At 60.0% G+C, this 13,478-nt stretch carries 11 protein-coding genes; 3 read left to right on the top strand and 8 right to left on the bottom strand.

Annotated features, from left to right (window positions below):
- Window positions 1-100: 100 nt before the first annotated feature.
- The 5 genes from E1297_RS18420 to E1297_RS18400 all read right to left on the bottom strand — a co-directional run bounded on the left by E1297_RS18420 (window position 101) and on the right by E1297_RS18400 (window position 5,673).
- Window positions 101-694 (bottom strand): DUF1131 family protein, encoded by a 594-nt coding sequence (locus E1297_RS18420; RefSeq protein ID WP_155140896.1) that lies wholly within the window; start codon window positions 692-694, stop codon window positions 101-103.
- A gap of 251 nt (window positions 695-945) precedes the next feature.
- Entirely contained in the window at window positions 946-1,527 is a 582-nt protein-coding gene (locus tag E1297_RS18415; protein WP_155140894.1) for a TIGR00730 family Rossman fold protein, read from the bottom strand.
- An 85-nt stretch (window positions 1,528-1,612) separates the two neighbouring features.
- Window positions 1,613-3,001, bottom strand: a complete 1,389-nt coding sequence (locus E1297_RS18410; protein WP_155140892.1) for a dipeptidase — start codon at window positions 2,999-3,001, stop codon at window positions 1,613-1,615.
- Between the two features lie 125 nt (window positions 3,002-3,126).
- The gene (locus tag E1297_RS18405; protein ID WP_209015844.1) at window positions 3,127-4,080 is read right to left on the bottom strand and encodes a cation transporter; all 954 of its coding nucleotides are present in this window, start codon (window positions 4,078-4,080) and stop codon (window positions 3,127-3,129) included.
- 9 nt (window positions 4,081-4,089) lie between these two features.
- Entirely contained in the window at window positions 4,090-5,673 is a 1,584-nt protein-coding gene (locus E1297_RS18400; protein WP_155140890.1) for a helicase HerA-like domain-containing protein, read from the bottom strand.
- Window positions 5,674-5,821: 148 nt separating this feature from the next.
- Between E1297_RS18400 and E1297_RS18395 the strand changes: the two genes are divergently transcribed.
- Together E1297_RS18395 and E1297_RS18390 are read left to right on the top strand one after the other, a co-directional pair.
- Window positions 5,822-6,214: a DUF2267 domain-containing protein gene (locus E1297_RS18395; protein WP_155140888.1), complete on the top strand. Its 393-nt coding sequence runs from the start codon at window positions 5,822-5,824 to the stop codon at window positions 6,212-6,214.
- Between the two features lie 452 nt (window positions 6,215-6,666).
- A complete protein-coding gene (locus E1297_RS18390; RefSeq protein ID WP_155140885.1) occupies window positions 6,667-7,053 on the top strand; it encodes a PilZ domain-containing protein in 387 nt (128 codons plus the stop codon).
- A gap of 143 nt (window positions 7,054-7,196) precedes the next feature.
- On the opposite strand, the gene E1297_RS18385 is transcribed toward E1297_RS18390, so the two are convergent.
- Window positions 7,197-7,943 (bottom strand): 4'-phosphopantetheinyl transferase superfamily protein, encoded by a 747-nt coding sequence (locus tag E1297_RS18385; protein ID WP_196223352.1) that lies wholly within the window; start codon window positions 7,941-7,943, stop codon window positions 7,197-7,199.
- 384 nt (window positions 7,944-8,327) lie between these two features.
- On the opposite strand from E1297_RS18385, the gene E1297_RS18380 reads away from it, so the two are divergent.
- The gene (locus E1297_RS18380) at window positions 8,328-9,086 is read left to right on the top strand and encodes a class I SAM-dependent methyltransferase (protein WP_155140881.1); all 759 of its coding nucleotides are present in this window, start codon (window positions 8,328-8,330) and stop codon (window positions 9,084-9,086) included.
- Window positions 9,087-9,220: 134 nt separating this feature from the next.
- Here E1297_RS18380 and scpA read toward each other — a convergent pair whose 3' ends face one another.
- On the bottom strand, window positions 9,221-11,386 hold the full coding sequence (scpA, locus tag E1297_RS18375; protein WP_155140879.1) for a methylmalonyl-CoA mutase: 2,166 nt from the start codon (window positions 11,384-11,386) through the stop codon (window positions 9,221-9,223).
- Window positions 11,383-13,392, bottom strand: a complete 2,010-nt coding sequence (locus E1297_RS18370) for a methylmalonyl-CoA mutase subunit beta (protein ID WP_155140877.1) — start codon at window positions 13,390-13,392, stop codon at window positions 11,383-11,385. Before E1297_RS18370 ends, scpA begins: the two co-directional genes overlap by 4 nt.
- Between the last annotated feature and the right edge of the window lie 86 nt (window positions 13,393-13,478).

Below are 13,478 nucleotides of genomic sequence, written 5' to 3'. Positions count from 1 at the left end.
CCGGTTGGCAGGACAGGCAATGCCACGGCCTTTGGCAGCAGGTTCGGGTCCCCAAAAACCGGACTGCCGGAAGGGCACTAATTGCAAGTGCCGGCCGGTCTCAGGCCTGAGGTGTCCAGAGAATGCGCTGGATCATGGCATCGAGCAGTTCTTCGTTTGGCGGGAGCCTGTCGAACGGACCGTCATATTGCGGGATCGCGTAGACGAGCTGCACGTTTGGTGTGCCCTTGGCCTTGCAGATCGCCATGCCGCGCCACAGGTTGCGGCCGACCCGGCAATCGCCACGGCGGGTGCCGACTTCCGAAAAAGTCATGCCGATGCGCTCACCATTCGGGCCCTTGAGGTGATGGGTGACGCCGTGGACCGTACGCACCTGCCCGTTCTTGCCCTTGAACACCTGAAGCACCTGAAAGCCGTCCGTGTTGAATGCGGCAATGGCCCATTCGGTCTTGTCTTCAACGGCGGTCTGGATGCCTTCGGTGGTAAAACCGGGCAGGGCGGCTTCCACAGCCTTTCCGGAGTATTTGGTGTCCTTGGTGATGCCGCCGACATGGCTCGAGGTGATCTGGACAAGTGTCGTGTCGGACGTTCGTTCATCGCTGAAGGCCGAGTTGCCGGTTGCGTCGAATGTTGGAGAGCAGGCAGTGGCAAGAGAAGACAAGACACATGCAACCAGAACCGGCAATCTACGCATTTACGCGCTAACTCCATGACAACAGGAAAGAATTTGGTTCCGGACCACGTGCCGGACCCCAGACTTGGGGACATAGCATCCAGTCTGGCAGAATGCAAAGGCACGCTAGGTCCGATGACAATCCGGGGCAAATTGTATGCTTGCCAGCAGCCAGGGCGCGTGGTGCCAGCCAGAACCTATACCGTCAAGCTACATACAGTCCCTAAGAGCGCTCGATTGGGCATGGACGGCTGCGTCCAGGCCCTTTGCCATTACGTCTCGCCCGGCTTGATCCATTTTGGGGTCGCTGGCGGTTCGTACTTGCGGAACTTGTCGAGCATGCTTTGCGGGGTGTCAGCCACCTGAACCATGTCGCGCATCACCGGCTTCATGAAGCCTTCGCTTGTCTGCAGGTCGAAAAAACTGATCAACCCGTCATAGAAGCCAAGCACATTCAGGAAGCCGCAAGGCTTGTTGTGCAGTCCGAGCTGGCCCCAGGTCCAGACCTCGAAGATCTCTTCCATGGTGCCAGCGCCACCGGGCAATGCGACAAAGCCGTCGGAGAGCTCCGCCATCAGGGTCTTGCGCTCATGCATCGACCCGACGATATGCAGTTCGCTCAAGCCTTTATGGCCGATTTCCTTGTCCTGCAGGTGTTTGGGCAACACGCCGACCACCTTGCCGCCATGCTCCAGTGCACCATCGGCGACAATCCCCATCAGGCCGACACTTGCGCCGCCATAGACCAGCGTTAGCCCTGCTTTTGCAATGGTCTCGCCGGTTTTCCGGGCCATTTCACTGTATTCGGGAGCAGCTCCAAGGCTGGACCCGCAAAACACACATACGGATTTCATGACGTCCTCATCGGATGGAATATGACGGACGGAACAGGCCGGGGCCTGGCCGGAAGTGCGGCCAGGTCCTGTTGTCAAGGACACATCAGCCTTGTGCCAGTTCGTCCAGAACCCGCGCCCAGGAGCGGATACCCTTGTGGAAGCACTTGAGATTGTACTTCTCGTTGGGGGAATGGATCTGGTCATCGGCCAGACCGAAGCCGATCAGCAGGGAATCCATGCCCAGCATGGTCTTGAAATCGCCGACCACCGGGATGGAACCGCCCATGCCGATCAGGGCTGCTTCCACCCCCCATTCGTCCTGGAGCGCCTTCTTGCCCTGGGCGAGCGCCGGCATGTCGAAGTCGAGCCGCAGGGCGGGGTTCGCGCCATGGGAGCTGAATTCGACAGAGCAATCCTGAGGGGTCTTCGAGCGGACATAATCGCGGAACGATGCCTGGATCTTTTGCGGATCCTGATCCCCCACCAGCCGGAAGGTGAATTTGGCGTGCGCCTCGGCCGGAATGACGGTTTTGGAGCCGGCGCCCTGATAGCCGCCCCACATGCCGTTGACCTCTGCCGTCGGACGGGTCCAGATCTGTTCCAGAAGCGTGCGGTCCTTTTCCCCGCCGGGAACCGCGAGGCCGATTTCGCCGAGGAATTTCTCCGCCGTCATGCCGAGCGTATCCCACATCCGCGTGACGTCTTGCGGCATGTCAATCACACCGTCATAGAATCCGTCGAGGGTGATTGTGCCGTTCTCGTCCCGGATATCGGCAATGATCTTTGCAATCACGTGGTTGGGGTTGGTGGCCGCGCTGCCGTAGTAGCCCGAATGCAGGTCGCGGCTGGCGGCCTTGACGGTGATTTCCTCGCCAACCAGACCACGCAGCATGACCGCGATGGCCGGGGTGTCCTCGTCCCACATGTTGGTGTCGCAGACGAGCGCCAGGTCACAGCTGAGTTCGTCCTTGTTTTCGATGAGGAACGGCTCCAGCGACGGCGAGCCGGATTCTTCCTCGCCCTCGAACAGCACGGTGATGTCGAGCGGAAGGTCGCCGGCAATTTCCATATAGGCGCGGGCTGCTTCGACGAAGGTCATCAGCTGGCCCTTGTCATCGGCAGACCCGCGCGCGACGATGACCTTGCTGCCATCCTCGCGGGTGACAATGCGCGGTTCGAACGGGTCGGTATCCCACAGCTCCAGCGGATCGACCGGCTGGACATCGTAGTGGCCGTAAAACAGGACATGCGGCCCCGGCTTGCCGGTCTTGCGGTGGCCGACCACCATCGGGTGGCCATCTGTGCGGCGCACGCTCGCTGCAATGCCGACCTCTGTCAATTCCCGCGCAAGCCAGTTCGCGGCCGCTTCGCAATCCTCCTGAAAGTCCGGGTCTGCGGAAATGCTCTTGATCTTCAGGAAGTCGAACAGGCGGTTGAGACTGTCGTCGAGGTTGGAATCAATGCGTGCGAGGACCTGGTCGATGCGGCTCATCGGTCATCCTTGAGCTTGTCGTTGGAATATTGGGTGTTTGCCCCATGATTAGGCCCTAACAGGCCACAACCGCGGATCGACCGCAATTGGATTTCCGATCTTTTTCGGGATCATCCGCGGCTTTTTCATGCAGTCTGCCCGCGCGGGAGCGGTCCGGATTGTGCGGTGAGCATGACCTCCACCCGCGTCGGGCCGATGACGTCCTCCAGACGGGCGGTCAGGGTGTCCCGGAATGTGTCGACATCCGTTGCCAGAACAGGCTTGAGCGGGTCGATGTAAATGGCGGCGAAATGCATGCGGCCAGCCTGCAGCACGGCCGAGCGCTGATATTTGTAGCCGCGTTCGGCCGAAAGGGCGCGTGCGGCCCGGCCAACGGCTGCCACCGTCTTGCTTGGGGCGCTGACGGCTGCCAGATCGGCCAGGGTGGTCCGGAACGCCTTGAGCGGTGACCAGATGATGATCGACACCAGCACGATCACCAGAACCGCGTCTCCGATCGGTGTATAGGGGGCGAGCGGCGTGCCCTTGAGATGCGGCAGGGACAGCAGAACCAGACCGGTGCCGAGGCTGAGCGCGCCGTCGATCAGCGCCGTTCGTGTTTCGGCTTTCAGGATCGCACTGCGATTTTCTGACCGGCGCAAAGCAATCCGGTAGTTGACCGCAAGGGCCGCGCAGACCGCCACCAGAAGGACGGCATAGATCTCGATCGGGCCGAAGGCCAGTTCCGGCACCGCGCCGCCGGTGAAAAAGGTCACGATTTTCGTGCCCGCCAGGATCAGGGCAAAGATCAGAATGCCGATCAGGATCAGGCTTCGGAACGTAACATAAAGTACCTCGTCAAAGTCGTGCCCCCAGGGGCGTTTACGGGTCGCCGGTCCGCCCACCCTCGCGCCGATTCGGGTGGCGGCCAGGGCTGCACCCACATTGACGAGCGAATAGAGCGCATCGACCAGCAACGCATCGGAGCGCGACAGGAAAGCGGCGGTGCCACCGGTGATCGCCAAGAACGCATTGCCCCAAAAACCGGTTTTCAAGGCCCGCCGTTCGAGCTTGACCAGATCGTCTTTGGAGAGCGTCACGCAGATCTCCTAGTAGCCGCGTTTCAGGGAACCGAGCAGGCCGCGGACCAGAGCCCTGCCCAGTGAGGCGCCTGCGCTGCGCGCGGCGGCTTTCAGGGCCGCTTGCAGTGCGGAGCCCCGGCTGCGCCGGCGGCGGGTCCGGTTGGCAATGCTGTCACGGCGCGGACGGTCGTCACGTCCGAAATCCGGCACCTCAAACCCGGACCGGCCCCGCCGGGGCTCGCCCTCCAGCTCTGCTTTCCGCCATTCCTTGGTTCTGCGTTTTTCTTCTTCGCGAAGGGCTTCCCCTGCACGGTGTTGAAGGATTTCATAGGCCGAATACCTGTCTTTTGCCCGTTCATAAACACCAAAGAGCGGGCTGGACTGGATCAGGCTGCGCCGCTCGCCCTCGGTCACGGGGCCCATGCGCGAAGAGGGCGGGCGGATCAAGGTCTGCCGGACGATGGAGGGAACGCCATTGCCCTCGAGGGTGGAAACAAGGGCTTCGCCTGTGCCCAAGCTCGCGAGCGCTGGTTCGGTGTCGAGAGCCGGATTGGGGCGAAACGTGTCCGCAGCAGCGCGAACCGCCCGCTGACCCTTGGGTGTGGAAGCCCGCAGTGCGTGCTGAATGCGGTTGCCGAGATGTGCAAGGACGGTCTCGGGGATGTCTTGCGGGTTTTGCGTGACGAAATAGACGCCAACCCCTTTCGAGCGGATCAGGCGGACCATCTGCTCCACCTTGTCTATCAGGGCACTTGGTGCATCATCGAAGAGCAGATGCGCCTCATCGAAGAAAAACACCAGCTTCGGCTTCTTGAGGTCGCCGACCTCGGGCAGCTCCTCAAACAGTTCAGACAGCAGCCACAATAAAAAGACTGCATAGACGCGGGGCGCGCTTATCAACCGTTCCGCCGCCAGAATGTTGACGACGCCATTGCCGCCCGGGCTTATCCGGAGAAAGTCGCGGATATCAAGTGCCGGTTCGCCGAAGAAATCCCTGGCGCCATGGCGTTCAAGCACCAGAAGCCGGCGCTGAATGGCGCCAACTGATGCGCTGGAGACCTGGCCGTAGTGCCTTGAAAGCGTGCTTGCCCGTTCGTCGACATGGGCAAGAAGTGTGCGCAGGTCCTTGAGGTCAAGCAGCAACATGCCCTCGTCGTCGGCAAGTTCGAAGGCGATGTTGAGCACACCCTCCTGGGTTTCGTTCAAGTCAAGCAATCGGCTTAGCAACAGCGGGCCCATATCGGAAACCGTGGTCCGGACGGGGTGGCCCTTTTTGCCGAACAGGTCCCAGAAGGCCACCGGTGCTTCTGCGTGATCATAGTGTCCGGCCAGCCCCGTGTTGGCGGCGCGCCGCTCAAGGCGCTCGCTTGGAACACCTGACATGCCGAGACCCGCAAGGTCGCCCTTGATGTCTGCGCAGAACACGGGCACCCCGGCTCTGGAAAAGCCTTCGGCCAGAACCTGCAGGGTAACGGTCTTGCCGGTGCCGGTCGCGCCCGCAATCAGCCCGTGCCTGTTGGCAAACCTGAGAGACAGGAATTCCCGGCGTTCGCTCGCCCCGATCAAAACCCCGCAGTCGTCCGCCACCTTGCCCGCTTTCGTTCGAATCATTCCGATCAGCCGCGCGTGCGCGGCTCCCCAAAAAAGTCTAACCTCAGACTTTCTTCCCGTCGACGTTTGGTTGCCTTCCCGTGTATAGCCTTTGCAGTGTTGCGGGCCTACCGGACTTTTGGCCCAACGGCAGACTGGGAGATGATTGATGGAAGAGCTTATCAGCCGAATTCAAGCTGCGGCCGGTCTCGAGGCCGACAAGGCGAAAGAGGCGATTGCCATTATTTTGAAGTTTTTGAATTCCGCCGGTGACAAGGAGCATATGCAGCAGATCTTCGATGCCCTGCCCGGGTCCAGCGAGCTGGTTGCGGAACGCGAAGCGCAAGGCAAGAAGGGCGGCCTTTTGGGTGGGATTGCCAACATGATGGGCGGATCCATGGGGGCAATGGCAGCCCTGAACGAACTGACATCTGCCGGTCTCGACATGAAGCAGGTCCAGATTGTTGCCAAGGAACTGATCACGGCTGCCAAGGAAAAGGTCGGAGACGAGACGGTCAATGCCGTCGTCAAGAAAATCCCGGGCCTCAGCCAGCTGGCCTGACGGCAGACCGGTCTGCAAGGCCAGGTTTTCCTGCTGGTCCCTTTGAAAATGAAGCGCGGCGGAATGAGCCGCGTTTCCGGTATTTGATCCAACGGCGGCTTTGCATGAAATGCAATCAGTACCTTTTTTGAACCGCATGTTGCCAAAGCCGTAAGGAAAGCGCTCAAGCGAAATGATGCCCAATGGGCATTCGCCATTATTGAGCGATACTGCGTTTCGAAATTCCCGTCGTCGGTCTACAAGAACAACCTGTTTCAATCGGAAGGGTTGCAATACCGGAGAGGTGCTGGCAACGGCCTCTGCGAGGCCATGATGTGTGGCACCGGAAACAATACGATAAACTCCGGAAACCGTAACGTCAGTTTCGGACAAGGCAGGCCCCATAGCGTTCGTCGGGTGAGATGATCTCACAACCTCCCGCGGATTTCTCAGGTGCGGGGAGGTCTCCACGCATGTTCAAGCGGGCACTTAAAATGACACTCAATCCGGCTTATCGGGACAACCGATTACATCCCAAGGGGCGCGCCAGGCCCCGCCTCGGCAAGATCACCGACCTGTTCGAAGGATATCTGACCGACTGCACCCTGTTCGATGTCTGTGAAGGCGGCGTCGGGCTGCTGGCCCCTGAAACCGTCGATCTTCCTGACGACGTCCTGATTTATGATGATCTGGAGCGAACCATCGGCATTGCCCATATCCGTTGGCGCAATGGGCGCCAGATCGGTGTGCGTTTCCGTGAAAAGCCGGTGCCGATCCGGCTGTTCAACACGCCCGGTCTGCGCGCGCTCCAGTCCGGTGGACGGAACCGGGGCACCCAAGGCGCGATGACCAGCCATTAAGCCCATTCAGGTAACAGTTCTCGCAGCGTCACGAACCGAGTTCATGATCTGGTGCGCAATCGCAGCACGGCGGCATTCCATGACAGAAAACTGTGCTGCGGTTTTTCGGCCCGGCGGAGCCAATAGTACTTGGAGCACCCCGGCTATTTGGTCTGACAGGTGTCGTTGGTCATCCATGTCAGGATTTTGCAGTCGTGCTCCATATAGCGGAGATGAAATGCCCGGCCCGCAGTCAGGTCCGGTGTCAGGCCGGTGGTCAGCCGCAGGCCGAGTTGTCCACCTTGGGGCGGGGCAACCATTTGCGCACATTCGAAACCAAAAAACCGGAGAACTTGAGGATAAAGCGCCTTGAAAAGCGTTTCCTTCGCGGAAAAAAGCAGGGTCAACAGGTGATTGGCCTCAGGTTCTGACAGGTTCCCGAGAAGGGCCATTTCAGGCGGCGTCAAGATCGACTCCGCGATTTCCTTGCGGGTCTGGTCGCCAACGATTGTCTCGACATCGACACCCGCATAGCCCCCTGCGCCACGCAAGGCAATCACGGCGCAAACTCCGCTGGTGTGGCTGATGGCGCCGCGGCACCCGGCTGGCCAGATTGGCGAACGGTCGGCACTGCGGCCAATCGCGGTCTCGCTCAGCCCAAGCTGGCGCAGCATCAGTTTCCCCAGCACCCGGGTTGCGAGAAATTCTGCCCGCCGCGAGACAACTGCCCGTTTTAGGCTTTCGTCAAAAGGAATACCAAACCGGGCGAAGGATTGCGGGTCTACGTGATCCTGATGAAAGCGGGCCATGACAAGCAGTCCGTCCTGAAGCCCGGCATTGATCATCATTCCCTGCTCCAATACCTCGGAATAGGGCTCGGGTATCGGGAAGGCCCGCAAGTCAGCAGTCACTTTCAAAGTCTCCGGCATTTCGGCATGCATTTCATATCAACCGGGTACCACTTGCGCCACAGCCCGTGATTTCCGGGCTGAGAACGAAGCCTCATTGCTCAGTCCGGTCTGCAAAATCCAATATTGAATACAGTCGTTTTGCAAGACACCACTGACTGCAAGAAAAATGCGATTACCCCCGTCCGGACTTAATAATCTCCGTGAAGGAGAAACGGAAGCTCTATTACCGCCACAGTTGACACAATTGGTTCGGTTGCTTGTTTGTAATGCAATATCCTCTTGTGCCTCAGGCACTACCGACCATGTCAAAAAGGTCGAACCCACTTTGGTTTCCGACAGGCACCGAACCAAATAGTGCCCTTCCTATTCAAAAGAGCCAAAACCATGACCGAGACTCTCACCCGGAATGAAGATGCGGTCCGGCGGACGAGCAATAAACACGGCGTTACCATTCAGGAACTCAACAGGGTCAGCCGTGACTTTATCAAGGCCAGCGCTCAGGCCACATTGCCGGTGATGGACATGGGCTGCGCCTATGGTGTCGCGACGCTGCCGGTACTTGAAAAACGCAAACATGTCATCGCCTGCGATCTCAACCCGGAACACCTTGATGTGCTGCGGGAAAAAACCCCTCCCGAGTTTCAGCCCTACCTGACCACCCAGCCGGGAAAGTTTCCGCAGGATTTCGACTTTCCGCCCAATAGTCTCGAAGCGATCCTTTGTTCCTACGTGCTGCATTTCCTGACAGGAGAAGACCTGGTGATTGCCCTTGCCAAGCTCCGGAACTGGCTGGTGCCGGGTGGCCGGTTGTTTGCGAATGTGGTGTCACCGATGTTCTACTCCTTTGCAGGCTTCGCAGCCGAGTATGACCGCCGGAAGGCCACCGAAACATGGCCCGGCATCATGGACAAGGAGACGATCCGCAAGCACATAGCCCCCGGCTACCTTGAGTGGATTGGTGAGGACGCCATGTTCGACTTCTGCCACGCCTTCGACAAGGAGTTTTTTGCAAGGACCTTGGAAGATGCGGGCTTCACGGTAGAAGAAGCATTTTACTACAATATCTTTGCAGGGGAGGCAAACCGCCATATCTTCGGACCGGACGGTTACCCTGGCTGCGTCGGTGCTATCGCCCGCGCGTAACGCAAGCTGGACGTTCCGCGGGGAGATCTCTGCCTGATTGACTGCGTGAACGAAGGAAAGATGCCAAAAGCACCGATCAATGCCGCAGCCAAACCGGTCCTCTATTGGTCGAGGACCGGCTATTTGTCGTCGCCTTACTCTGCCGCCTGAGCCGGGCCGTATCCCAATGTGGCGTTGAGCTTGGCGATCAGGTCGACGGCCGCTTCGGCGATCACGGTGCCCGGCGGGAAGATTGCAGCCGCCCCGTCCTTGTAGAGCGCATCATAATCCTGCGGCGGGATCACGCCGCCCACGACGATCATGATATCGCCGCGCCCTTCCGCCTCGAGAGCGGCCTTCAGCGCCGGAACAAGTGTCAGATGACCGGCTGCAAGGGAGGAGACGCCGACCACATGCACGTCGTTTTCGACCGCTTGCCTGGCCGCTTCTTCAGGCGTCTGGAACAGAGGACCGATATCGACGTCAAACCCGAGATCGGCAAAAGCGGAAGCGATCACCTTCTGACCGCGGTCATGGCCATCCTGGCCCATCTTGGCGACCAGGATCCGCGGACGGCGGCCATCGTTGAGTTCAAATTCCTCAACGAGTTTCTGTACCTTTTCCATGGTGCCGGCCATGGCGCCCGCCTCCCGCTTGTAGACACCCGAGATCGACTTGATTTCCGCCTTGTGGCGGCCGAAGACCTTTTCCATGGCCATCGATATCTCGCCAACCGTTGCCTTGGCACGCCCTGCCTTGACCGACAGGTCCAGAAGGTTGCCGTCACCGGTCTCCGCGCAATGTGTCAGGGCGTCGAGAGCAGCCTGTGTTTCGGCCTCGTTCCGTTCGGCACGCAGCCGGTTGAGCTTCTCGATCTGGCGTGCCCGCACTTCGGCATTGTCCACCTTGAGGACGTCGATCGCTTCTTCATGGTCCGGCTTGAACTTGTTGACGCCGACCACCGTCTGCGCCCGGCTGTCGATCCGTGCCTGCGTCTTGGCCGCAGCCTCCTCGATCCGCAGCTTCGGAATACCCTTTTCGATCGCCTTGGCCATGCCGCCATGGCTTTCCACCTCGCGGATGTGGCCCATCGCCTTTTCCGCCAGATCCGCCGTCAGCCGCTCGACATAGAACGAGCCGCCCCACGGGTCGATCACGCTGTCATTGCCGCTTTCCTGTTGCAGGAACAGCTGGGTGTTGCGGGCAATGCGCGCCGAAAAGTCGGTCGGAAGCGCCAGCGCCTCGTCAAGCGCATTGGTGTGCAGCGACTGGGTGTGGCCTTGTGTGGCCGCCATCGCCTCCACACAGGTGCGGATGACATTGTTGAACACATCCTGAGCGGTCAGGGACCAGCCGGATGTCTGCGAATGGGTGCGCAAGGACAGGGACTTCGGATTTTTCGGGTCGAATTTTTCCTTCATCAAGGTTGCCCAGATCAGCCGCGCCGCCCGCAGCTTGGCAACTTCCATGAAGAAATTCATCCCGATCGCCCAGAAAAAGGACAGGCGCGGTGCGAACCGGTCGATATCCATGCCAGCGTTTACACCCGCGCGGGCATATTCGATGCCGTCAGCGATCGTGTAGGCCAACTCCAGATCCGCTGTCGCTCCGGCCTCCTGCATGTGATAGCCGGAAATCGAGATCGAGTTGAAGCGCGGCATGTTCTCGGACGTATACTTGAAGATGTCCGAGATGATGTGCATCGATTGCTTGGGCGGATAGATATAGGTGTTGCGGACCATGAACTCCTTCAGAATGTCATTCTGAATGGTGCCCGAGAGGTCCTTCTGGGCCACGCCCTGTTCTTCGGCGGCGACGATGTAAAGTGCCATCACGGGCAGCACTGCGCCGTTCATGGTCATCGACACGCTCATCTTGTCGAGCGGTATGCCGGAAAACAGTGTGCGCATGTCATAGATGGAATCGATTGCGACCCCCGCCATACCGACATCACCTGCCACCCGGGGGTGGTCGCTGTCATAGCCGCGGTGCGTCGCAAGGTCGAAGGCGACCGACAGGCCTTTCTGGCCTGCGGCCAGATTGCGGCGGTAGAAGGCGTTGGATTCTTCCGCCGTCGAGAAACCTGCATATTGGCGCACCGTCCAGGGCCGCTGCACATACATGGTCGGATAGGGGCCCCGCAGAAACGGCGGCAGACCCGGCCAGGTGTTGAGGAAATCGAGATCCTCAATGTCCCCGGCGTGCACAACGCCCGGAACCGCGATGTCTTCAGGCGTCACCCATGGTGCTTCCGAGGCCGGGGACGCCGGTGCCAGTACGTCTTTCAGGGCAATGGTCGAAAAATCGGGAATCCGGCTCATTTCTGTTCCTCCGAATCCGAACCTTGGGCAACAGGGCCATCAGACGGGATCAGTCCCAAGCGATGATGGGCCCGCTGCAGCAGATCGAGAATGTCGGCACCGGCATAGATGAATTCATCAATGCCAGCGGCTTCAAAACGCTGTTTCAAGTCCTTGGGACGGCCCGCCATATAAATATAGCATGCTCCGGCCTGTTTTAGGGCGCGCGCGGCCTCTTCTGCCTGTGCCTCATATATGGCGTCGGACGACACCAGACAAACCTCTGACGTACCAGACGCCCTGAAGCTTTCGATTAGTGCCTCAAGGCTGTCGGCTGCGCCACCGCCCAGCCCGGCAAGACCGCCGGCTGCAAAGGTATTGGCCGTCCATGTGGCGCGGGCGGTAAACTGTGCCAGAGGTCCGAGGCAGGCGAGGAATACCCCCGGTTTCGTGCCTGTATTGAGAAGGAAGGCATCTGCGGCATCCCGCAGGGCCTCGAATTCCTCGGCATCATGGTGGAGGGTCAAAACGGGGACAGTTGCTTGCGGCGGAGTGTCCGCCAGATCGGTGATACGGGCCCCCTTTGTCACGGCGTCATAAAGTGCCGTAAAACGTGCGCCGTCAGAGGGATCCGGAAGTTCCGGCTTGTTCCGCTCGGGCGCTGTACTCGTGTCCGGCACCGGCAGGACGGACACCGGCTTTTCCTCAAGGTTCGGAAACTCGCTGATCCCGGTCAGCGGGCGTTTCCGGTGCGCAATGGCCTTGCGCCGCTCTTGAACCGTTGCATTTATCCGGCTCTGGATCTCGCCTTTTTCGATTGCAGCCTCCAGCCCGCCTGCGGCCTCGATATCCTGCAACAGCTCCCATGCGGCTCCGGCAAATGCTTCGGTGCGGGCTTCCATTGCGCCGGACCCGGCTGCCGGGTCCGCAACCCGGTAGAGATTGCTTTCCTCCAGCAGGATGCTTTGGGTGTTGCGGGCAAGGCGCCGGGCAAACGCGTCCGGCAGGCCGAGCGCCTGCGTGTGCGGCAGGACCGCGACACTGTCGGCCCCGCCGACACCGGCTGCAAAGCTTGCGACCGTATTGCGCAGCAGATTGACCCAAGGGTCGCGGCGGCTCAGCATTCGGGACGAGGTCTGCATGTGCAGCTGCATCGGCGCTTGCGGCAATCCGCAAGCGTCCAGAACGCCGGCCCAGAGACGGCGCGCGGCCCGCGCCTTGGCGATGGTCGAGATCTGGTCCTGATCCGCGACCAGTGTAAAGGAAATCCGGTCCGCCCAGTTCTCCGGTAGCGTGCCGCTGTCCTCGAAACCGCGCAGGTATGCAATTGCCGCCGACATCACAATCGCCAGTTCCTGAACGGGGCTTGCACCGGCATCGTGCCAGACACGGCCATCTGCCTCGATGAGACGGGCAATTGACCCGATCCGCTCAAGGGCGGCCAAAGCGTCGTTGACCCGGGCCCTTTGAACATCAAGCGGTGTTCCTTTGCCCAGAACCATCAGGCTGAACGGATCAAAGCCCGCAGATAGGTTGAGGCCTTGCGGGTCGGCCGCCTTCTTGTCCAGATAGGCGTTGAGCACAGCAAGCATGCCGAGACTGTTGTGTCCCGCCGACAAGCGCAACCCGACGAGATCGGTGTGGACCCCTTCCAGTAAGGTCTCCATGTCCCCAAGGGTCTCGATCCGGATCCCGGCACCATATGCAAGCGCAGACCCGTGCGAGACCAGTTCCAGTCCCGAAGCTCCGCCTTCAAGTTCGGCAAGGATTTGGCGGTTTGCGTCTGCAGGGTCAACCAGATCCACGCGTTGTATCACGGACCAGGGAACGCCGGCCTCCCGTCCCTGACGGGGCGTGGTGTCACGCCGTCCCGTATAAAGCGGCTCGATGCCGATCCCGTCTTCGGTGACAGATTTCAACCGGTCCGGACTTGCCCCTTTCAGTGCGGCCTCGACGGCCTTGTGCCAATCGGCTTCGGTGGCATCTAAAAACGTGTCCGGCACGGAAAGGCTGGTGGAATGTGTCATGGTCGTCTCCCGTGGACGTTTTTTAGTCCGTCAAAACGTCAAATGGCAACTCAGCCCTTTGATTAAGACCGGGAGCCGGTTTCTGA

The organism is Roseibium sp. RKSG952 (assembly GCF_009711355.1).
This window is presented reverse-complemented; position numbering and strand designations above follow the sequence as displayed.